Consider the following 21,393-nt stretch of genomic DNA (forward strand, 5'->3'; position numbering starts at 1 on the left):
CAGGTGCCCGCCGACGCGACCGCTCGAACAGGTCGTCGGCGAGCGGCTGGGTGGCCGGGGCGGCAGCGGCACGTCCGACACGTGCACGGCCGTCCGACGGACGCGGCAAGCGAACGCGACCCCTGGCGGGGTCTGGTTCCGCATGTCCGCCCGGGGCTGTCGAGAGGAACCTCATGACCTTCCGTAACGAGACCGCCGCTGCCACCACCTCCACCGCCACCAAGCGCAACCGCGTCCGGATGGCTGTCGTGGCGGGCGCCGCTGTCGCGGCCCTGCCGGTGGCCGGCCTCGTCACGGCCACCTCGGCCTCCGCCGCCTCCGTCTCCACCTGGGACGCCGTCGCCCAGTGCGAGAGCGGTGGCAACTGGGCCATCAACACCGGCAACGGTTTCTACGGCGGTCTGCAGTTCACCTCCAGCACCTGGGCGGCCTACGGTGGCACCGCGTACGCCTCGCAGGCCAACCAGGCCACCAAGGCGCAGCAGATCGCCGTCGCCGAGAAGGTCCTCGCCTCGCAGGGCCCCGGCGCCTGGCCCGTCTGCTCCGTCAAGGCCGGCCTGACCAAGGGCGGCGCCCCGGCTGCCGTCGACACCTCGGCCGCCGCCAAGCCGGCCGCCCCGGCTGCCAAGCCCGCCGCCCCGGCCGCCAAGCCGGCGCAGGCCCCGAAGGCCGACGCCGCCCCCAAGGCCGCCGCCGCGCCGACGGCCGCCGCCAAGCCGGCGCAGGCCCCGAAGGCCGCCCCGAAGGCCGACAACAACGCCAAGGCGTGGACCGGCTCGAACGACGCCAAGCCGGCCAAGGGCAACTACACCGTCAAGTCCGGTGACACCCTGAGCTCCATCGCCGCCGCGCAGGGCGTGGACTGGCACGACCTGTACAAGAACAACGCCAAGGTCATCGGTGGCAACCCGGACCTGATCTTCCCGGGTCAGGCCCTGAGCATCTGAGGTGCTGAGCATCCGAGGTCCTGAGGCTTCGAAGCGCTGAGGCTTCACGGCGGAGGCTTCGAAGCTTCGCTCCCCGGGCCTCCCGAGCGGCTGACACCGGCCGCCCGGGCTCCCCACCGGCTTCGGCTTCCACGGCCGCTCCTCCCCCGCGCGGGTCATCCGCCGGGTGGAGGAGCGGCCGTCGGCGTGTCGTGGCGGGTGGTGCGTGGTGTGCCTAGGGTCGGCTGTCATGCCGCATTCGTGTGAGGGACGTACGGGCCGGGCCGTGGCCCGGGCCGGTGCCGCCGTGGTGCTGGTGCTGGCCGTCGCCGCGGGCGGCGGCCGGGCGGGTGCCACCGTCCGGGTCGCGGACCCGGTGTGGGACGGGCTCGCCGATTGCGAGAGCGGCGGCGACTGGCAGGCGGACACCGGCAACGGCTACTACGGCGGCCTGCAGATCCGGCCCTCCACCTGGGCGGAGGCCGGCGGCCTGCGCTTCGCGGACCGGCCCGACCACACCGGCCGACGGGAGCAGACGACCGTCGGCGAGGAGATCGTCCGGCGGCAGGGGTGGGGGGCCTGGCCGTCCTGCGCCCGGGACCTGGGACTGATCGGGGTCGGTACCGACCCGGGGCACGACGTCGGCACCGGCACCGGGACCGGTACGGGGGCCGGCACTGAGACCGGGACCGGGACCGGGGCTGGGACCGGGTAGGGCCGGTGCGGGAGGATGGTGGGGTGATCCAGGGCGAGCTGTTCGGTGACCTGCCCGGGGCGGCCGGTGCCCCGCGGGCGGCCGGGACCCCCGGGACCCCCGGTGATCCGGCGGGTTCCGGGCCCGGGGCGCGCGGGCGTTTCGAACCCGCCGCCGGGGCCGTCCTGCTCCCCGGCTGGCTGGACCTCGACGCGCAGCTGCGCCTGATCGCCGCCTGCCGGGAATGGGCCCGCCCGCCGGCCGGCCTGCACACGGTGCGGATGCCCACCGGGGGGATGATGTCCGTCCGCATGGTGAGCCTCGGGTGGCACTGGTACCCGTACGGGTACCGGCGGGTCGCCGAGGACGGCGCGCCCGTCAAGCCGTTCCCACCCGAGCTGGGCAGCCTCGCCCGCCGGGCCGTCGCGGAGGCGTACGGCGACGCGCGGCCCGAGGTCGCGGGCGCCACGTCCTACGGGCCGGACACCGCGATCGTCAACCACTACCCGCACGGCGCCAGGATGGGCCTGCACCAGGACCGTGACGAGCGCACGGACGCCCCCGTCGTCTCCCTCTCGCTCGGCGACCGCTGCGTCTTCAGGCTCGGGAACACCGAGACCAGGACCCGGCCGTGGACCGACCTGGAGCTGCACAGCGGGGACCTGCTGGTGTTCGGCGGCCCGGCCCGGTTCGCGTACCACGGGGTGGTGCGCACGCTCCCGGGGACGGCGGCGCCGGAGCTGGGGCTGGTGGGCCGGCTCAACATCACCGTGCGGGAGTCGGGACTGGGGGCGTAGGCGGGGGTGCCGGGACGGGACGGCCCGGGCGCGTCGTTCTCGTCGTGCCGTCGGCTCGATTGTTTCCGTCATCCGTTCGTCGACTCGTTTACTCGTTCGAGTGAACTGGTGGCTCGGGCACGGTGAGCGGGAATGACCCGGGTCGCCGGAGAATTCGAGTGAGCTGGAGAATTCGATCGGAGTCCGCGTCCGTAGGGCCGGAGTCCGGAGAGGAAGCGTGCTCATGGGTACCCCCGTCGACGACCTCGTCGATCTGCTCGACCTGGAGCAGATCGAACTGAACATCTTCCGCGGGCGCAGCCCCGAGGAAGCGCTGCAGCGGACGTTCGGCGGCCAGGTCGCCGGGCAGGCGCTGGTGGCGGCGGGCCGCACGGTGGACGACGCGCGCCCCGTCCACTCGCTGCACGCCTACTTCCTGCGCCCCGGGGTGCCCGGCGTGCCGATCGTCTACCAGGTCGACCGGATCCGGGACGGCCGCTCCTTCACCACCCGCCGGGTGCTCGGCATCCAGGGCGGCCGGTCGATCTTCGCGCTCACGGCCGACTTCCACAGACCCGAGGAGGGCGGCATCGAGCACCAGCACCCGATGCCGCAGGTCGCCGCCCCCGAGGACCTGCCCAGCGCCCTCGAAGAGGTCGGCTCCCGGCTCGGTGAACTGCCCCCCTTCATCAGCCGGCGCCAGCCCTTCGACGTCCGGTACGTCGACCGGCTGCGCTGGACCAAGGAGGAACTGGAAGGCGTCGAGGCGCGCAGCGGCGTGTGGCTGCGCACCGACGGCCCGCTGCCGGACGACCCGCTGATCCACGTCTGCGCCCTCACCTACGCCAGCGACATGACGCTGCTGGACGCCGTCCGCGCCCCCGTCGAGCCGCTGTGGGGGGAGCGGCATTTCGACATGGCCTCGCTGGACCACGCGATGTGGTTCCACCAGCCGTTCCGGACGGACGACTGGCTGCTCTACCAGCAGGAGTCCCCGATCGCGCACGGCGCGCGCGGCCTGGCGCGCGGGCAGATCTTCGACCGGAACGGGCAACTGGTGGTGTCCGTCGTGCAGGAGGGGCTGTTCCGGCCGTTGAGGCGACCCGCCGAGTAGGCGTCGTGGGATGCCCGTCGTGGGATCCGCGCCGTGCGACCCCCGTCGCGCGATCCTTGGTGCGGGTTCGGCGGCGCGGATTCCGCGGTACGTGTTCCGCAGTGTCTGCCCCCGTGTCGAGCGATGTGTCGGCCTCGTTGCCGCCGCGTTGCGGTTTCGGCGGCTTCGGGCCGGCGGGAATGATCCGTCCGTGCGGGCAGCGTTGTGAATGACCGAGAAGGGCGGCCCGAACCACGGGCCGTCCGCGGACCGACCGGGAGGGTGGACCGATGACGGCGACGGCCGCGGAGGACTGGAAGCACTGGAGCGACGGCCGGGCGGCGTCCGTGAGCGCGCCGCACGGCCAGCTCGCACTCACCGGCACGCACTGGCTGGAGCCCGGGCCCGCCGAGATCCCCGGCCTGCCCGGGCACTGGTGGGCCGACGGCGAGGGCGTCCGCGTCAGGGCGACGTCCGACGACGGCATCACCGTCGCGGGCGCGGACGGACCGGTGGACGGCGAGGTGCTGCTGCGCCCGGACAGCGACCCGGCCGCGGACACCGCGACCCGGGGCGACCTGCTGCTCGTCCCGATCGAGCGCGAAGGCGAACTCGCCCTGCGGGTCTTCGACCCGGCATCACGGCGTCGGGCCGCCTTCGCGGGCATCAGTGCCTACCCGTACGCGCCCGAGTGGGCCGTAACCGCGGTCTTCACCCCGTTCGACGACGAGACCGGGTCGGTCGTGGTCCCCAACGCCGACGGCAAGGAGCGCCCGCTCGCCGTCACCGGGCAGATCGCCTTCACCGTGGCCGGGGAGCACCGCACGCTGACCGTCAGCCGGTCGGGCAAGCGACTCACCGGAGTGATCGCGGACGCGGGCAGCGGCATCGACACCTACCGCTTCCGCTTCATCACGCTGCCGGCGCCGGACGCCGACGGCCGTACGGTCCTCGACCTCAACCGGGCCTACCTGCCGCCGTGCGCCTTCTCGGACCACTTCATCTGCCCGTTCCCGCCGCCGGGCAACCGGCTGGACTTCGCGGTGGAGGCGGGGGAGAAGCAGGTGCTCAACCGGTAACCGACGCTGCCCGGGCCGGCGGCGGCGCAGGGCCCGGGTCCGTGGTCGCGGTGGGCGTGGTGCCGGGCCGAGGGTGGTCCGAGGGCGGGCCCCGGTGCGGGACGGCCGGGCGCGGGGCGGAGTATGGGGAACCATGTCGAACGATCAACATTCCGCCCCCGCCGTGTCGGCGGACACGCCCCCGGCTGCCGAGCCGCCCGCCGCAGTGCCGCCCGTCGCAGTGCCGCCCGCTGCCGCGCCCGGGCCTGATCCGGTCGACGCACCCCCCACCGGCGGCGCTGCGGCCGCCGGTGCCGCGGTGTCCGACGCCGTGGCCGCCGGCCCCCTGCCGACGGACCCGGTGGCCACCGCCGCGCCGTGGTACCGGCGGGCGTTCGCCGACCTCAGCCCGCTCCGCGACAACGTCGACTACCGCCGGGTCTGGCTCGGCCAGGCAGTCTCCTCCATCGGCCAGCAGATGACGGCCGTCGCCGTCTCCATCCAGGTCTACGACCTGACCGGCTCCGCCTTCGCGACCGGTCTGGTCGGCATCTTCTCCCTCGTCCCACTGGTCGCCTTCGGCCTGTACGGCGGTGCGATCGCCGACACCGTCGACCGGCGCCGACTCGGCCTCATCGGCTCGGCCGGCTTGGCGGTCGTCTCCGCCGTCCTCGCCGCCCAGGCGTTCGCCGGTCTCGGCCTGGTCGCCGTCCTGTACGCCGCCGTCGCCGCCCAGGCGGGCTTCTTCGCCCTCAGCTCACCCGCCCGCTCCGCGATGATCCCCCGGCTGGTGCCCTCCCACCAGCTCCCGGCCGCGAACGCCCTGAACACCGTCAGCATGAACCTCGGCCTCACCGTCGGCCCGATGCTCGGCGGCGTCCTCATCGGCGCCTACGGGGCCCAAGCCGCCTACCTGCTCGACACCGTCGCCTTCACCGGCACCCTCTACGCGATGTGGCGCCTGCCCGCCATGCGCCCCCTCGGCGAGCGCAAGGGCCGCGCCTCCGTCCTCGACGGCCTCCGCTTCCTCCGCGACCAGCCCAACCTGCGCACCAGCTTCCTCGCCGACCTGGCCGCGATGGTCTTCGGCATGCCCCGCGCCCTCTTCCCCGCCATCGCGGTCACCTTCTACGGCGGCGACGCCGGCACAGTCGGCCTCCTGGTCTCCGCCCCGGCCGTGGGCGCCCTGATCGGCGCGCTCTTCTCCGGCTGGGTCGGCCGCGTGCACCGCCAAGGCGCGGCCGTCCTCGCCGCCGTCGTCGCCTGGGGCCTGGCCATCGCCGCCTTCGGCGCCCTCCACAACCTCTGGCTCGGCCTCGTCCTGCTCGCGGTCGCCGGCTGCGCCGACACCGTCAGCATGATCTTCCGCAACACGATGATGCAGGTCGCCGCCCCGGACGAGATGCGCGGCCGCCTCCAAGGGATCTTCATCGTCGTCGTCGCCGGCGGCCCCCGCCTCGGCGACTTCGAGTCCGGCACCGTCGCCGCCCTCACCAACCCCGCCACCTCCGTGATCAGCGGCGGCCTCGCCTGCGTCGCAGCCGTCCTCCTCCTCGCCGCCCGCCGCCCCGCCTTCCTCGCCTACGACGCCCGCCACCCGACCCCCTGACCCCCCGGGCCACCCCACCCCCGAACCTGGCAGCGAGCACCCCCCGACGTGCTGTATTGTTTTCCACGTCGCCGGGACAACCGGAGACAAGGTCGAGAAGCCCACAGCAGAGCCCCCCAGGCCCTCGCTGAAGGCACCGAGACCACGGGACGTGGCGCAGCTTGGTAGCGCACTTGACTGGGGGTCAAGGGGTCGCAGGTTCAAATCCTGTCGTCCCGACTGGAGTTCAACTCCATAGTCGCAGGTTAGAAGCCCTGATTCACTTCGGTGAGTCAGGGCTTCTGCTGTTGGTTCTGGACGGCGTGTCACATTTTGTCACAGTCCCTTTGGGGATCTTCAGGCAAGCAGCTGACCAAGCTTCTCCGAGCCGGCCTTGAGGCTCTGCGGGTCGGGATGGACGTAGACCCGCTTGGTGAAGGACAGGTCCGTGTGACCAGCCCAGGCCGAGACCACGGTGTCGGGCACGCCGTTGTTGGCCATCCACGAGAGCACCGCGTGACGGGCGTCGTAGAGACGGACCTTGCGTACCCCAGCCTGCTGCATCAGGCGGTAAGCCTCACGACGGAGCTTGTCGGTCTTGAACGGACGCCCAAGCTCATCCACCAGGACATAGCCACTGTCCTCGTAGGCCTCCCCTGCTGCGAGCTTTTCCCGCAGCTGCAGGGTACGGAAATGGAGCAGTGCCGTGTGCACGGGCTCGGGCAGCGGAAGCACGCGCCCGCCCGCCTTAGTCTTCGGCTGCTTCTCAACTACCTTATTCCGTTTGCCCCGCTGCTGAGTGCGGTCGTAAACGATGGTGCGGGTATTGCCAACGGCGATACTGCCAGTGCCTGTGAGATCCACATCCTCTTCCCAGCGGGCACCGCAGACCTCGGCCGGCCGCTCGGCTATCAGCGCCAGCAGCATCGCGCCAAAGAGCCGGTCATCCCTGACCCCTTCGATAAACGCCTTGACCTCATCCTCGTCCCACGGGCGATAGGTCGTCGTATTCTGGCTCGCCTTTTGCTTGGCATCGCGGGACACCCGCACGTACTGCGCAACGTTTCGCGTGACCCAACCGCGGCGAACGGCAAGGTTGAGCGCAGAACGCAGCCGGCCCAGGGTCAGACGAATAGAGCGCACGCCCAGACCGCTGCCGACTTTTCCACCACGTTGGCGTGCGCTGGTGGCCATCCAATCAACCAACGCCTCAATGTCTTCCTCGGTCAGCCGCTGCAGTCGCTTGGCGCCAAGGAAGGTTCGGGTTGGACGAATCGCATTGTCGTAGTTTGAGGCGGTGGCCTCCTCCACGTCGCGGGTAGCGCTGCGCAGCCAGATATCCAACAGCTCGTCAAGCGTCATCTTCGATGGCGCCACGAAGCTGCCGGTTGCGCGCTGGTAGCGAATCCGCGCGAGTTCGTCTCGGGCCTCCTTCTTCGTGTCGAAGGTTCGGCGGATCTGCCGACGCTTCCCGGAGTCATCAGGCGGAGCGTCGATGACGAAGCGGTAGCGCACCCTGCCGTTCTTGAGGACTATCTTGCTGATTGGATCAGCCATCGCACACCTGCCAGGTCGTATCCCCCCTGACGGAAAGGCGGAGTTAGCACGCCTCCAGGTACGCAACAAGCGAAGCGGTGATCACTCGGTAGCGGTTGCCGAACTGCACGACGCGAAACGGCACGCTACCGCGCTTGATCAACCCATACGGGTGGGATCGGGAGATACCCAGAGCCAACGCCGCTTGCGGGACATCGACAGTAGCCGCCCAAGACCGGATCTCATCGAGTGTGGGTTGCATCAAGCACCAACCCCAAGGGAGCGAAGAGGAGCAATCCGGCAAACGAGCGGAAAATCCGCAAACCGGAGTCATATGTACTATTACCGCTGAAGCCGCCTGACAAACCCCCAACTCGCCCTCAATATGGGTCTCTTGAGGCTCACGCCTCCGGCGATATCGACAGCCCAGTGTGGCAATCCATTCTGCGCCACCGTGCAAGCGCTGCGGCATGGCTGCCACAGGTGCAGGGAGGATGCGCGGGAAGTCTGTCCGGCAGGCCAGACGCAACCGCTCCTGATGCCCAGCCGGCACTCACCCGCCCATTGGGTCTGCCCCACTCCATGATCCGGCGACGCCGGATCCACTCCCCGCGTTAGCGGCCTATTGCGGCGCGGCGGAAGGAAGGTCTGGAAGGAAAGCCGCCGTCGCCGCCACTGTGTCCCCCCTTGGGGGGTGGACTCGGAGCCTGCACACCCGTAGGGCTGTTTTGCGAAGCCATATGTGCAGGCGGAGAGGACGGGGGGAGTCAGCCGCGCGACCGACCGCATGGGAGGCTCAGGGGAACCCTGGAGCGGGGCTGACTCCCCCCGTCCGATGACCACCCCAACCCGCTGGTCAGCGGGCCGTTCCTTCCAGCTACAACCGTCCGCAGGACGCTACCGCTCACCGGCTCCTGGTGTACCGGCCGTCGTACCGGCCTGAGGCGGTATGACACACGGCCTGGGTACGAGAGCTACTCGATCAACTGCTATGCGCAGACTGACCGAGGCTGGCGCCGGTTTCGCATGACAAAGAAGCCCCCTCAGGTCCCCCTTGGTGGCTCCCCTATTCCCCGCTCGCTTCGCTCCTTCTCTCCCTCACTTGCCTGTCGACGCTGGCGCGTCGGTTTCCTATAACGCCAGCGAATTGTCGACGAGGTAACTCAGATTGGCTGGTGATACCCAGCGTCCTAGATTGATCCAGTGCTAGCTGGATCCAATCAGTTCGTTTCGGTCGGTCAGTCACTTGGTCGCGGCCAGCTAGTCCGTCTTTAATCGCAAACCTCGCTAAGCGGGGGAGACGGCGGCTGCTGTGTCTGCTCCAGTTATGAGTGAAACAGATAGAAACCTCCTTGCCTAGTTCCGTACGGCCCGTACGACCCGTACGGGACGACCCGTACTAGGGGTACGGGTAGTACGGGGGTACGGGTTTAAGTTGTCGTGAGGAACTACTTGACTTGCTGCTTTTTCTCCGAGAGAAGCTTATCGATGGCTTCGCGGACAAAAGCAGACATGCTTCCGACGCCACCCTGACGGCGCTCATTAAGGGACCACTGCTGAAGTGAATCGTACTGGTCTTGCCAGATATCAAACGGGTGGCGCTGCTTCATGACACGTTTGGGCGTATCGGCTTTAGGGGGTACGGGTAGTACGGGGGGTACGTCCCGTACTAGGGGTACGGGGTGATCACTTCTGGTGGAGGTCTCCTCATGGAGCGATACGCTCTGACGTTTCGGAAAGAACGCCGAGCCCTCTAAGTCACTGGTGATGGCAGTAGTGTCTAGTTTCTTGTTCATAGGCCAAAGAGCTCGCCAATCAACTTGTCGTAGGCGAGTGCTGCGGCAGACTTAGGGTTGAACGAGAAGACGTCCTGACGGTTGAAGTGAGCGTCACGAAGATCGGTGTTACGCGGAATCACCGTGTTAAGAACGGAACCCGTATAGGTCTGTCGCAAGATCTGAAGCGAAATCTTGCTGTTCACAGTCGGGTCACTCATGGTGAAGAGGAAACCAGCCAGCTCAAGGTTGGGATTGAAGTACTCTCGCACTTCCTTGATGGTCTTGCTGATCTGGACAATGGAGTCAAGCTCAAAGTACCCAGGGGCTACGACGACAAGCGCTTTGTCTGAGGCTGTAAACGCATTGATAGTCAGCCACGACAGCGTTGGCGGGCAGTCGATGAAGATGTAGTCGTACCTACCCTTAAGGGCGTCCAGCTCCTTCTTGAGCCGTTCCTCGCGGTGGTCGATGGCCGTTGTGAGTTCGACATCTGTATTGGAGAGCAGGATATGCGAGGGAACGATCTCAAGATTCGCAACGCTCGTGGGATGCGCTGGTAGCGGGCTTCGTTCAAGGATCGTGGCAAAGACGGTTTGCTGCTTGGATATCTGCGGGTAGTTGGGAAGCAGCACCTTGCTGCTATTAGCCTGAGAGTCGATGTCGATAAGCAGTACGCGCTTCCCGCGGCGCGCAAGGCCGGCTGCAAGTGATATAGCGGATGATGTCTTGCCGACACCACCTTTCTGTGAGGCGATTGAAATAACCATAGGTAAGTTAAATCCGCGAGGAACCCCCAACGGGTTTTCCTTGCAGAATTTCTTATCTTGCTCAGAATAGCTAATTCTGCGCCATTATGTCAATATGGCAATAAAAGAGAGAAAGTCTCTCACTCTATAAGAAAGGCCCCGCCGAAGCGGGGCCAATCTCACGCAGTGTGTGGAACGAGGCGATGCTCTCAGGTGATGGAGTACAGGGCGGTGGCGTCCTGGATCTGCACGATGGCCTGGGCGAAGGCCGGGGGCTCCTTGCCCCAAGGATCGGTGATCCCGGTTCCCAGGAGGCGTACCGGCCGCTTGGGGCCGACCAGGAGTTGGATGGCCTGAGCGGTTTCCTCGTCGACCGCGACGAGATCGTCTGCCCAGGACAGGAGATCCTCGTCCAGGACAGCACCGCGGTGATCCGTCAGGTCATAGCCGAAGGAAGCAGCGGCCTCGATCATCAGGGGATGCGCGGGCTTGCCGACGTGCCAGGGGCGAAGGCCGGCAGAGCGGACGTGAAGTGCTCCACTGGATCGCTGAGCGATGATCAACGCAGCGATGGGGGATCGGCAGTGGTTTCCCTTGCAGACGACCAGCACCCGACGACGGCTACGCATCCGGGTTCACCCGGTCGATCTCGATGGCGAGGACGCCCAGGGCCTCCTTCTCGGGCGGGAAGATTGCGTGGATGGCACGAAGCTGCTCCTCCTCCGTCGCGGTCGGGTTGACCGCCTTCACATCCTCGGTTGCGAACATCTCCTTGAACGTGCGGTAGGAGGCCACCCGCTTGACGCGGGTGAGGCAGGCGTCCTCTCGGCAGGTGAACCGGAGCAGGTCACCAGGGCGGATGCGCTTCATGGAGTCGTACGCGACGCGGACCTCGACGGTCTTACTGCCGTTGGCGATCAGGTCGAAGTACTGGCGGTAGATGGCCATGTTCCGGGGGCGGCCCTGGCCCTGGTTGGCCGGGGAGGTCGAGCGGCGGGTGGTCATAAGTCGTTCCAGTTCGGTTGTGGTGTACGAGCGGAAGAAGTGCTTGGGGTCGGACAGCAGCAGCTCGGCCGTCTCGGTCAGAGCACCCACGTAGTCCTCGGTGCTCCCGGGCCACGCGGAGGGATTGAGCAGCCAGCCCGTTGCGGCTTGGCCGGCCTGCTCCGTCTGCAGGAGCAGGCTCTTGGAGAGCTTTCCGCCGTCCGGGGCGAGGATGAGCGGGGTGAAGATCCGCAAGGGCGGTACCGCAGGGACACCGATGGCGCCGTGCGCGCCGTCAACGAGCTGGCACCCGAACGTCCAGTCGCCGCCCTTCACCATGACCGGAAGCGTGTGGCCCGGTCGATAGCAGCGTTCCTTGACGACGTTGCGGTACAGGGTGGCGAGGTCGAGGTAGCCGCCGCCGAACGGGTCGATGTTGGCCTCGTAGTGGCCGTGGTTGAGACAGACGGCTGTGAAGAGGGCACCGCTGTCGTCCAGTTCGACGAGACGGGTCTGCTCGGCGTGCTTCTCGGACCAGCCACACTGCGGGCACGGTATGCGGATGTGCGCGGCACCATAGGCCGGAGAGAGCCACCAACGAATCCCGTCGAGGTGCTCCAGGGTGCGCAGGAACTCAGCACGGTACTCCGGCATCTCCTGCTGGCCGCTGTAGGTGGTAACCGTGAAGGGGACACCGGTACGGCTGGCCAGCGTGTCGAAGAGGCGGGTGTAGTGCTCGTCCAGGAGGTCGCGGATCGCGCCTTCGGTGAGCATGTGCCGGTAGGTGCGCTGATAGACGGTGCCGGTCATGGGGTCGGTCGCGGTTTCCGCCGGCGCGTTGTCCAGGGCGTGGAAGCAGACCTTGGCCTCGATTCCGAAAGCGTCGCGCGCTTCCTGGGCGACCAGGAAGGCGAGGCTCTGCACCAGGTGAGTGCCGATGTGCGGGTGCCCGTTGATCTGGGTACCGACAGTGAACTCGATGGTGTCGGCATCCGTGGCCAGGATGCGGGGCCGGAGGACGTCGATCGCGTCCTCAACGGCGTTGGCGAGCACGTTGTTGGGGGAACGGAGCGCAGTGGTACTCATCTCGTCCTCTCCGGGGTGGGTGTGTCGGAGTGCTGGCGCAAGTTGGCGTACACGGTCTTGCCGAAGGCATCCGGCGTGACGCCCCACTGGCCTCCGGTGAGCGTGTGCACCAGGTGCAGGCCCCGGTGACACTCCGCGGTCTCGTGGGCCTGAACCAAAACGGGCATGGCGCGTGAACCGTCACGTACGGAGACGCGGATCGTGGTCGGCGTAGGACGGCGGACCTTGATCACCATGAACGTCTGGCAGCCTGTCTTCACGGCGTTGCTGACCAACTCGGTAATGATCAGCTCGGCCGCGTCGACCAACTCGTCCAAGCCCCACTCCACGAGCTTGCGCCGCACGAGTCGGCGGGCGGCCCGGGCAGCTCTGGGCTGGTAGCGAAGCTTCACGGTCGCCGGACCGCACGGTGGTGCCGTTTGCCCAGGAGCGGTCATCAGCATGCTTTGCGAGTGGTGCAGCATCGCGGGCCCACAGTCAGCCGTGAGCGGGTCCAAGCTGATCACCTGGAGGTCATCGTCCCGCGGGCTGTGCTGTGGCATGGTGCCCCCTTGCGCCGAGTACGTCTGGCAACGACGTCCGACGGTAGGAGCGGTGGAAAGCCAACTTCCACGAGCTTGCGGATACTTGCGATCCGTTCACTCCAAGGCGTTGATTGCGGAGGTGATCAGCAGACGCGCCTCGGCCCCGTAGACGGCTTGCTCCGCAAGCATGCTGAACGTCTGGGCGTACATGCGGACTTCATGCGGCTGAGTGATCGTCAGGTGTGCTGATACCAGCTCGACGTTGGCCTGCTCGTCGTCGAAGAGGAAGAAGCCTTCAACGGGACGCAGGACCGAGCGGTCGGCGTCCTGGGGGATGATCCCCAAGCTGACAGAGGGCAGCGCGCCGGCCCAGAGCAGGTGTCCAAGTTGGCCAACCATGGTAGAGAGATCACCCAAGCGGTAGCGCAGGACGCTCTCCTCAAGGATCACGGCGAAGCGGTGGTTGCCCTCCTGAAGCACGCGTTGCTTCTCGACCCGCACCTTCGCGGCGTCTTCAACGTCATCCGGAAGATTCCGCCGGTTCTTGGCAGCCTCAAGTAGCGCCTTGATGTAGCCGTAGGTCTGCAAGGGGCCAGGGATGAGCCAGGAGGAGTAGATCCGGAAGCGCTGCGTGCGGTCCCATAGGGGGAGCACCGACTCCTGGACCCGCTTGAGACCAGAGCGCTCCAGACGTCGCCACTCGACGTACATGCCCTCGATGCCGCGGGCAATTGCGATGAGGTCTTCGGCCTGGCCGGACACACCGCAGTGCTCGGCCCATGCCCGCAGGTCGGCATCGGATGGGGACGCCGTGCCGTGCTCGATGCGGGAACACTTCGACTCGTGCCAACCAGCCAGGTTGGCCAGCGCCCGTCCGGTCAGTCCAGCATCTTTCCGGAGTTCACGAAGGCGCTGGCCAAGGGACTGCTTGGCCTTCTCAACGCTGGATGAAGGAGAAGTCGGTGCCACGAGGGATCAGTTCGGCTTGTACAGCTCGTGGGGTGTGGCACGGTTCCAGACGGCCTCGAACGCCGTGGCGCAGAGGGAAATGACCGCAGGATCGTCCAGGAGCTCCCGCTCGGTGACATCGCCGTCGCCTGAGAAGTGGATCACCAGGAGCCGGCGGTTGTCCAAGAGCCAGAAGTCGTTCCCTGGGAGGACCAGGTCGGTTGCCTGCCGGCGGGGGAGCCAGCGGACCTCCTCACCAGCGGCGACGTTGGTGAAGGTGACGTCGTACTCAAAGCGGATGTACTCGCTCACCGGCTCGGAGACGATCCGGGCCCGGCGAACAGTGACACCGCGCTCGACCGTTTGAGCCATCACGTCCAGCCACGGCCGCCACCAAGACGCGCGATCTTGAGGATCGTCGCGGTGGCCGGCCTGCCAGGCGATGAACATCGGGTCGTCGCGCATGTAGCCGTCTCGCATCTCCAGGTGGAGCGCCGACTCCTGGCACTCCTCAAGAAGATCCTTAAGCGTGGGCGTCTGGCCCACCATTCACCTCCGGGAAGAACTGCATCATGCGCCTGGGGAACTCGACCACGTCCTCGTGGTCGGGCAGGTTGAGCTGCGACCGACGAGCCTGGTCGGGGACCTTCCACCCCTGGATGAGGTAGTTGTCCGTCTCGTCGTCGTAGTACACGGTGGGCGAGTCACCGTCCGGGCTGTTGGGGTCCTTGCCAAGCATGTGCAGCGCCATGATGGGCCCTCCTGCGTGGGGTGGACGATCAGTGTGTCCGATCTTGCAGCACGCAGTGGCATGACCACTATGTGTTTGCGGAAACTTGCGCGACGAACCCCGGAAGGCCCGGCAGGTTCGGAGGCCTGAGGCTTTGGCCGGTGCCCTGGCGCGGTCTGGGAGCGGTGAGGCCGTACGCTCCCTCGCGAGATCGGGCAGCGCCGCCTGCCCTTGAAAGCCCGATCCGGCCTTGCCGCTTCGGGCCCCAGGCCGCGGGAGGTGGGTAAAACCTCAGGCCACTATGAGACACGTTGGCAAGGAACCACCCTCAGCACCGTTTCGACACGTGCCAGGCGCGGGGCGATGCGCTATAAGACCAACAACACCGGTTGGCGAGTCCCGCAGGCTCAAAACGCGGTCGTGGAACATTTCTTGTGCGACATGGGCTAGTCAAAACGGCGGTGCTATGGGTTCTTTTCTTCCTTGTTGCTGATGATGTTCCGGCCTGTCCGCCGCGTCAAGGACAAGCCCCTTCGGGGTCCTTCGGATCCTTGACCCGCCAGCCTGCCCGGAAGAGCCGCCAACTAAGGAAGGAAAAGGGAAAGCTGGTCAGGGGGTAGGAGGTGACTAGTCCAGGGGAGTGAGGTTGAGGTGCTTCTCCACGCGAGTGATGCGCTTGTCCTGGTGTTCAACCTTGTCGTGTATGGCGTCACCGACCGAGATCACCGCCTTGAGTAGCTCCTCGTGATCTTGCTTCGACTGCCTCACGTGACCGTTAAAGTCTGCTCTGAGCTCGGCCACTTCATGCTTAAGATCTCCGACCTCTTGCCTGAGGCCTCCGACTTCACGTTTTATTTCTCCGACTTCACTCCTAAGTTCCCCTTGCCCCTCCAAAAGTGGAGCCAGCAGCTTGGTGAGTTGATTTAATTGATCTTCGGTGAACATATCCTACTTATAGCAAATGTAAATAGATAAAGTCAATCGGCGCTATTCTTCTCGCCTTTTGGTAAGTGAAATACTGTCCCTCGGGTCTTCCCTTGATGTGCAGCAGCAGTGTCTGGATGGCGGCGAGCGATGGGTTTGAGGACGCTTGGGGCTTCGGGCTCTGAAGGTGGCGGCTCGAAGTGTTGGCCGAGGTAGTCGTGCTGGACGCTCTCCAGAGTGGTCGGGGAGAGCGTGAGCTCGGGAAGCTTGGGGGTGCGGATCTTGCGTACCTGGTCGTTGGGCAGTCTGATGAAGGCCTCGCCGACGCGGAGTTGTTGGATGGCCTGGACTTGGCGCTCCCACTGCTCCTGGAGGGGGTAGTAGGTGGGATGGGTCCGTTCCTCGGCGGCCTGGTCCGCGACGATGTGCTTGACGGCGTCAGGGTCGACCATGCCGAACAGGCGGGCTGAGTGCTCGGCGTCGGGACGGCCAGCTTTGAACACGGCCTCCAGTCCGACGTTCTGAAGAGCCCCCTTGAGCCGGTCGGAGGCCTGGCTCCAGTTCTGGTGTGCCATGACGCAGAACAGGTTGTACTTGCGAGCCTCGGAGAGCATGCGCGTGAGGCTCTCTTCGCTCTGGGCCATGAACTGGGAGAACTCGTCCAGGATGAGCACGTGTGGCGTACGGGCCTGCGATCCGGCGCGAAGGTCCGCACGACTCAGAGCCGCGGTCTCCATGCCCACGGTCACTAGGCAGCCAAAGAGTCGGCGGGTGTCAGGTGAGGCGACCGCGAGGTTGATGATCACCGAGGTGCCCGAGTCGATGATGCCTCGAAAGTCCAGGGCGTTGCGGGGACTGCCCAGTGCGTGGCGAAGGATGGGGGAGAGGGTCAGAAGATCCGCTCGGTTGAGCGTGGACTCCTTCATCAGTGGGCCGTCTCGTCCCCACTGGTCCATGCGAAGGCGAAAGAACCGGACGACTTGGGGGTCGGTCACTGAGGCGAGTACCTGCTCGCGAAAGGCGGAGTCGGTCAACAGGTCAGAGAGTCGGGTGAGGGGCAGGCCGTTTTGCCGCAGCGCGATGACGGCGTGCTTGAGGATGTTCTCGAAGGTCGGAGCACCGTGCGCAAGCTCGGGCCAGGCACGCCGTGCTGCTTCGGCAACGTGCTCGGCCATGGCGTGATCGTCGAAGGGCTGCGCCAGAAAGTTGAACGGCAGGAAGCGCTGTTGTGCTGCGGCAGCAGGAACGTCCAGGTACACCAGACGCTTGCGCTGTTCGGGTGTCGCCAGGGCTCCGGCCTGGACGAGCTGCGCCAGAACGAGTTGGGCGAGGTCGCCGTGGGGGTCAAGCAGCGTGACCGCCTGGCCGGCCTGGTGGAGCGCGAGGAATAGTGAAGCAAGAAAGTAGCTCTTGCCCGAGCCCGTCTTGCCCAGCACATGCATGTGGACACGGGCATCGGTCAGTGGGAGATAGAGGGTCCGCGGAAACAGCCAACTCCAGTACGTGCCAAGGGGGATGCGGGGCACTGGTTGGGTTGGCCGAAAGATCATTCGACCTCCCGTTCTGCTGGCCGGAGCCACCAGCCATCGTCAGTTGAAGCCTGCTTCTGGGGAGGGGAATCAAGCAGACTCACCGGATCGTCGTCCCCGGGAGTGGACCAGAGCGGGGCGAAGAAGAAGGCAGCTGGGTCTGTGGTGACCGGCGAGGCCTGCGTGAAGAGGAAGATGTCGGACAGGGCAGCCTGTCCGGCTGCGGTGAGCTCGGCTCGCGTCCACTCGCGCAGCTGGTCTCGTCGGCGGCTGGTGGGGACCACCACAGCGATGGTGATGTTGTCCGTGTCAAAGGCCCGCCGGTACGGACCCGTCGCCCAGGCCGAAAGCGAGGCGACCTTGCGGCGCCAGTGCTGTTGCGCCTCGGTGCCGCGGTCAAGTTCCAGAGCGATCGAGATAGGAGACTCGTCGGCTGTCGACTGCAGCTGGAACCAGGCATCAGGGATTACGCTCACCGGCCGGCTGTCGGGCTGGCCTGCGGGCTGCACGCGGATGGTGGAGCGCTTGAGCTGGCGCTCGTTGAGCAGCCTTGGCATGGTGACCTGGTGCTCTCGGCAGAGAAGTGCCGCGGCAACCAGGACATCGATGGCAGCGAGGGTGTGCTCCATGAACGGGTTGTCCCAGGCCTTGGCCAACTCCTCGGAGGGGCGGTAGTAGGAGGAGACAAGCGGCACACCGCGGGCTGCGAGAAAGCGACGGCCCTTGTCCGCCAGCGTGAAGACCAGCGGCGCGGAACCTAAGCGGGGCGTGGGCAGCTCGCGTAGCCGGAGCAGATAGGACTCCTCGGCCAGCCGGCGAAGTCGTCGCTGCGCATAGCGGTTGTTGTCGTGCTGGCTCGGATAGAACAGACGGCCTACCTGGGCGGCAGTCATGTACTGGAAGCTGTTGATCGCCCGCAAGATCTGTCCATCGACCTCGCCGATGCGAAGTGGGCGGCTAGTGCCCTTTGAGTTTGGTAGGTCGTTCATTGGACTACCTTGCCAAACGAGTGTCACAACTCGAACTGGAACGGGGTAAGACTCGCGTAAGAGAAGCTACTTTCCAGGCGGCTTCCTTGGAGAGCGCCGCCCAATTGGGGGATCGTCCGGCGGTTCTTCCTCCGGCGGCTTCACCTTAGGTGACGGTGGCTCAGAAAGCTTCTCGCGAAGAGACCGCAAGGTGGGGTCCTCATCAGGAGCGGCAGGCGGAGAAATCTGCCGAGGCTCTTGGGGTGGTTTTCGTATCTGTCGCCTCATAACCTGCTCGCCTACTTGCGCCATCGGCACACCAAACTGCTTCCTGCTCTCAGAGCGGGCACTTCGGAGGCGGGCCTCGGGGTCAAGGAAGAAGCTCTGTATGAACTCTCTGTGCGTCTTCTTAAATTCCTTGTACTGCTTAAGCCGTTCAGCCCTCCGGAGCCGCTCTGATTCAGACTCGTCACCGAACGGCAACTCAAAGAGGGTCTCTGTACTAATTCGATCAAGGCCCCGAAGCTTATAACTCCGCTCACGCTCTTCTCGCTCCCTCCTGTGCTCAGCCGTCTCTGTCTGATGTTCATAATCCTCGTACGTCGGTAGCGATGCGGGCGGTAGGGTTTTTACCGTGTACTCGTGTGGCTTCCCATCTGCTGCGGTCACCTTGCCGTACATGACATATTTAGGCAGCTGTGTGAGTATGTTGGCAATCTCGGCCTGGCGGTCGGCGTGCGTCTGGTCGAGTTCATCAATGTAGTCATAGACCGTCTCCCAGCCGTCTTTGACGGGCGTATCTCCGGTGTGCTCCTTCCGTGGTTCAAGCGAGGCGTGCTGCTCATATAGAGAGGTAGTCTTTGATTTGAGCTTGTTTAGCTCTTCTCGGAGCTGGGGAAGTAGGACCTCGCTATTCCGGTAGATCTCCTCGCATCTAGCAAGGGCAGCGTCGAGCCATTGGTGAGCCTCGGACAACTCATCCCCCCGAGGCTGCCGGCCGTATTTGCTGTGCAGGCGTGCAAGAATGTTTACCAACTGGTGCATGTCTATTTCAGGAGAGCGTAGGCCAAAGGGTAGATCATGAATGATGTATACGCCATACACGGTCCCATTCAAGGAGTCAAAGCGATGCTTCCTCGGTAAGGGCCGTATCTCTCTAAGCATGCCCGCAGCAACAGCATTCTCTTGATCGAGATTCCGGTATTCGGATTCAATTGCCTCTAGCCTGCTCTTCAATTCCTCGTAATATCGGCGAGCTACGTCGCTATCCCATACTTCCTCCTCCCACTCGCGATACTGAGGCTCGGTGCGCTGACGCGCTACCCGCTTAGTGCGAATAGGTGTGCAATCAAAGGTTCCTGCAACTTCATGCGCGTCGTCGGCTGAGAGCTGGAAGGTAATCAGAGTCTCGACGCTGAGAGCTTCTCTATCCGGCGTTTGGGCGAGATTCTGATGCGCGATCGTGATGCCGATCTCGTACTTCCGCGCTTCATCAATGAGACGTCGCGTGGTAGACGTGGCAAACCTACCGTACTCGTCGAGATAAAGATGCACTCTTCTGCGTCGGTGTTTAGGAACCTCATCCCGCTTCTGGATAACGTTACTTAGAACCGAGAGAAACACCATGCCAAGGAACGAGACGGATTCACGATCCAGGCTGGCGAGGTTAAGAATGAGGGTGCCGCCGTTGTCCATCACATCCTGAAACGGGATAGTTGACTTGGTCTGGCTGACCATTAGGCGTATCCGGTCGTCCTCAAGAAAGCGGCCTACCTTATTAAGGATTGGATCGCTCTTCTCCGCCCTCTTCTGAGAAGTGGCTGCCTCGTAGTCTTGCCAGTATTGCCGAACGTACTGGTTTGTGACGCGACGGAGGGCATCGTGGCGAAAAGCTTGATCGGTGTAAAGAAGGGGCAGCTCTGCCATTGTGAGCTGGTTGGCAATAAGTACCCGGGCGGTGTTGCGAAACCCTGGGTCGATGATGGGGCGCAGGCCAGCACCCTCAGTACCCATCAGCTTGTGAAAGATCTCAAGTACCTGCCCAACAGTGTTCTCTACTACCTCGCTCTTGGCGCCAGGCGGGCACTCATACAAATTCAAACCGAACGGCTGCTCAGTATTGGGCTCAACGAGGATCACCCGTGTGCTGGGATCGTCCGGGCGATCAGAACTCTTAAATGGTGCTAGGGCGACTAAGTCCCTCGTGAGGTCGCCATGCGCATCAATAACGATGGCTCCAGTGCCATCGCGCATATCAGCGAGAACTAAGTGCTCAAGCAGGGTGGTCTTTCCATAGCCAGACTTGCCCAGGATCGCGACGTGTGCCGTGCGGTTGGAGTTGCGAAGATAGACAGGGGCGAGACCCTCATGGCCAATGAGAACGTCTGATCCCACGATACCTCTCCTCTCTGAGGGTAAGAGAGGGTTGAGCTTGACGGAGTAGGGCTCCGCCTAGTGCTTCCAATAATAGATCGGAAGACCAGCAGCCGTGAGTTGACCGATGTGTACTCGCTAGGCGGCCGGCTCGGCCTGCCATCCGTAGGGCTTTGCCGCCTGGTTGACCTCGTGTGCAAGATCGGCCGGTGCTAGCGGCGCCTTGCCTCCCAAGCCATCCTCCAACACCATGATCACTGCCCGTGTGAGGTGGCTTGCCTCGGCGATCCGCTCACGCGCGGAGGGCGTGAGGCCTTCTGGCTCGGTTGCAATTTCGCGACATTTCTCCTGCGTAGCAAGGAGCCGGCGGGCATCGCTGAGCTGGGCAAGGAAATGTATGACTCGCGGGTCCTTAAGATTTTCGGCCGGCACTCCTAGGCGGTCTGCCTCCTGGTTGCACCGCTGCAACCACTCCTCCCTCTCCTCTGGAAGAATAGGGTTCGTTGGAAACTCTGGATGGTCGTAGAGGTCATCAGGATCAAGACGGGAATTCCACCAACGGTAGTTCCCAGACGGTGGGCTGAGATGGTCCGCGGCGTGGGAGTCATGCCATGCTCCCTCTGGCGGCGGCGAAAAGACCGCATGAGGAGGGTTATCAAGCCTGTCGGGTTCAGTGCTCCTTTCGACGGCAAGTCCGTACCGGCTAACCGCACCGTCGATTTCACTTGCGAATGAATAGATGGCAGTGGGGAACCCCTCATTAAGCATTGCTTGGCTGGCGTGCAGGAGAAGCGTGGCTGTGCCATAGCGCTCGCGGAGCGAGTGCTGTCCCATATCCTGTTCAACATAGGTGGAATAGGGATAGTCGAAGTTGAGAAGGAGATCCTCCGTGTCTTTGGTGACGGTGGCGAGAGCCTGAACAGCGGGCTCTGTGCTATATGCCTCAAGAGAGATACCGCGGGCGTGGGCCACCTTGCGAATCTGGTAGTCACGGCGCATCTCGTGGTCACCAGGAGCGAACTGCTCGGATGGCGCCTGTTGTTCCCTTCGGGCTGGTAACGACCCTTCTCCCCCTTCTGCCATATGCCATTGTGTATGGCAGATTGCCGCACTATCGTCAAGGGGTAGATTT

At 65.0% G+C, this 21,393-nt stretch carries 21 protein-coding genes and 1 tRNA gene; 7 read left to right on the forward strand and 15 right to left on the reverse strand.

Annotation, left to right across the window (positions count from 1 at the left end):
• Positions 1 to 173: 173 nt before the first annotated feature.
• From ACFV0O_RS04200 to ACFV0O_RS04230, 7 genes are all read left to right on the forward strand, one after another.
• Positions 174 to 947: a transglycosylase family protein gene (locus tag ACFV0O_RS04200; RefSeq protein WP_380336098.1), complete on the forward strand. Its 774-nt coding sequence runs from the start codon at positions 174 to 176 to the stop codon at positions 945 to 947.
• A gap of 229 nt (positions 948 to 1,176) precedes the next feature.
• Positions 1,177 to 1,641 carry a transglycosylase family protein gene (locus tag ACFV0O_RS04205; RefSeq protein ID WP_380336101.1) on the forward strand — a complete coding sequence of 155 codons (465 nt, stop codon included), beginning with the start codon at positions 1,177 to 1,179 and terminating at the stop codon, positions 1,639 to 1,641.
• Between the two features lie 164 nt (positions 1,642 to 1,805).
• Positions 1,806 to 2,417: an alpha-ketoglutarate-dependent dioxygenase AlkB gene (locus ACFV0O_RS04210; protein WP_380336665.1), complete on the forward strand. Its 612-nt coding sequence runs from the start codon at positions 1,806 to 1,808 to the stop codon at positions 2,415 to 2,417.
• Between the two features lie 223 nt (positions 2,418 to 2,640).
• A complete protein-coding gene (locus ACFV0O_RS04215; RefSeq protein WP_380336104.1) occupies positions 2,641 to 3,510 on the forward strand; it encodes an acyl-CoA thioesterase in 870 nt (289 codons plus the stop codon).
• Between the two features lie 269 nt (positions 3,511 to 3,779).
• A complete protein-coding gene (locus ACFV0O_RS04220) occupies positions 3,780 to 4,568 on the forward strand; it encodes a DUF1684 domain-containing protein (protein ID WP_380336107.1) in 789 nt (262 codons plus the stop codon).
• A gap of 133 nt (positions 4,569 to 4,701) precedes the next feature.
• The gene (locus ACFV0O_RS04225) at positions 4,702 to 6,156 is read left to right on the forward strand and encodes an MFS transporter (protein ID WP_380336110.1); all 1,455 of its coding nucleotides are present in this window, start codon (positions 4,702 to 4,704) and stop codon (positions 6,154 to 6,156) included.
• A 145-nt stretch (positions 6,157 to 6,301) separates the two neighbouring features.
• Positions 6,302 to 6,375, forward strand: a tRNA-Pro gene (locus tag ACFV0O_RS04230).
• A 117-nt stretch (positions 6,376 to 6,492) separates the two neighbouring features.
• Here ACFV0O_RS04230 and xerC read toward each other — a convergent pair.
• The 15 genes from xerC to ACFV0O_RS04305 all read right to left on the reverse strand — a co-directional run bounded on the left by xerC (position 6,493) and on the right by ACFV0O_RS04305 (position 21,260).
• Complete coding sequence (gene xerC / locus ACFV0O_RS04235) at positions 6,493 to 7,692, reverse strand: tyrosine recombinase XerC (RefSeq protein ID WP_380336113.1); 1,200 nt, start codon at positions 7,690 to 7,692, stop codon at positions 6,493 to 6,495.
• A gap of 43 nt (positions 7,693 to 7,735) precedes the next feature.
• Positions 7,736 to 8,143: a helix-turn-helix domain-containing protein gene (locus ACFV0O_RS04240; protein ID WP_380336668.1), complete on the reverse strand. Its 408-nt coding sequence runs from the start codon at positions 8,141 to 8,143 to the stop codon at positions 7,736 to 7,738.
• 976 nt (positions 8,144 to 9,119) lie between these two features.
• Positions 9,120 to 9,281 carry a hypothetical protein gene (locus tag ACFV0O_RS04245; protein WP_380336116.1) on the reverse strand — a complete coding sequence of 54 codons (162 nt, stop codon included), beginning with the start codon at positions 9,279 to 9,281 and terminating at the stop codon, positions 9,120 to 9,122.
• Between the two features lie 182 nt (positions 9,282 to 9,463).
• Positions 9,464 to 10,216: a ParA family protein gene (locus ACFV0O_RS04250; RefSeq protein ID WP_380336119.1), complete on the reverse strand. Its 753-nt coding sequence runs from the start codon at positions 10,214 to 10,216 to the stop codon at positions 9,464 to 9,466.
• A 188-nt stretch (positions 10,217 to 10,404) separates the two neighbouring features.
• Positions 10,405 to 10,824 carry a low molecular weight phosphotyrosine protein phosphatase gene (locus ACFV0O_RS04255; RefSeq protein ID WP_380336122.1) on the reverse strand — a complete coding sequence of 140 codons (420 nt, stop codon included), beginning with the start codon at positions 10,822 to 10,824 and terminating at the stop codon, positions 10,405 to 10,407.
• Positions 10,817 to 12,265 (reverse strand): ASCH domain-containing protein, encoded by a 1,449-nt coding sequence (locus ACFV0O_RS04260; protein WP_380336125.1) that lies wholly within the window; start codon positions 12,263 to 12,265, stop codon positions 10,817 to 10,819. The genes ACFV0O_RS04255 and ACFV0O_RS04260 overlap by 8 nt, the downstream gene beginning before the upstream one ends.
• Entirely contained in the window at positions 12,262 to 12,807 is a 546-nt protein-coding gene (locus ACFV0O_RS04265; RefSeq protein WP_380336128.1) for an ATP-binding protein, read from the reverse strand. The genes ACFV0O_RS04260 and ACFV0O_RS04265 overlap by 4 nt, the downstream gene beginning before the upstream one ends.
• Before the next feature lie 96 nt (positions 12,808 to 12,903).
• A complete protein-coding gene (locus ACFV0O_RS04270; protein WP_380336130.1) occupies positions 12,904 to 13,758 on the reverse strand; it encodes a helix-turn-helix domain-containing protein in 855 nt (284 codons plus the stop codon).
• 6 nt (positions 13,759 to 13,764) lie between these two features.
• Complete coding sequence (locus ACFV0O_RS04275) at positions 13,765 to 14,286, reverse strand: DUF6879 family protein (RefSeq protein WP_380336133.1); 522 nt, start codon at positions 14,284 to 14,286, stop codon at positions 13,765 to 13,767.
• Complete coding sequence (locus ACFV0O_RS04280) at positions 14,261 to 14,488, reverse strand: hypothetical protein (protein ID WP_380336136.1); 228 nt, start codon at positions 14,486 to 14,488, stop codon at positions 14,261 to 14,263. The genes ACFV0O_RS04275 and ACFV0O_RS04280 overlap by 26 nt, the downstream gene beginning before the upstream one ends.
• A 606-nt stretch (positions 14,489 to 15,094) precedes the next feature.
• A complete protein-coding gene (locus ACFV0O_RS04285; protein WP_380336138.1) occupies positions 15,095 to 15,412 on the reverse strand; it encodes a hypothetical protein in 318 nt (105 codons plus the stop codon).
• 32 nt (positions 15,413 to 15,444) lie between these two features.
• Positions 15,445 to 16,833: a type IV secretory system conjugative DNA transfer family protein gene (locus ACFV0O_RS04290; RefSeq protein ID WP_380336141.1), complete on the reverse strand. Its 1,389-nt coding sequence runs from the start codon at positions 16,831 to 16,833 to the stop codon at positions 15,445 to 15,447.
• Positions 16,834 to 16,937: 104 nt separating this feature from the next.
• The gene (locus ACFV0O_RS04295; protein WP_380336144.1) at positions 16,938 to 17,840 is read right to left on the reverse strand and encodes a replication-relaxation family protein; all 903 of its coding nucleotides are present in this window, start codon (positions 17,838 to 17,840) and stop codon (positions 16,938 to 16,940) included.
• A gap of 135 nt (positions 17,841 to 17,975) precedes the next feature.
• Positions 17,976 to 20,282 (reverse strand): type IV secretory system conjugative DNA transfer family protein, encoded by a 2,307-nt coding sequence (locus ACFV0O_RS04300; RefSeq protein WP_380336147.1) that lies wholly within the window; start codon positions 20,280 to 20,282, stop codon positions 17,976 to 17,978.
• A 117-nt stretch (positions 20,283 to 20,399) separates the two neighbouring features.
• On the reverse strand, positions 20,400 to 21,260 hold the full coding sequence (locus ACFV0O_RS04305) for a hypothetical protein (RefSeq protein WP_380336150.1): 861 nt from the start codon (positions 21,258 to 21,260) through the stop codon (positions 20,400 to 20,402).
• Positions 21,261 to 21,393 lie beyond the last annotated feature (133 nt).

The sequence above is a fragment of the Kitasatospora sp. NPDC059577 genome (genome assembly GCF_042735475.1).
Classification (GTDB): domain Bacteria; phylum Actinomycetota; class Actinomycetes; order Streptomycetales; family Streptomycetaceae; genus Kitasatospora.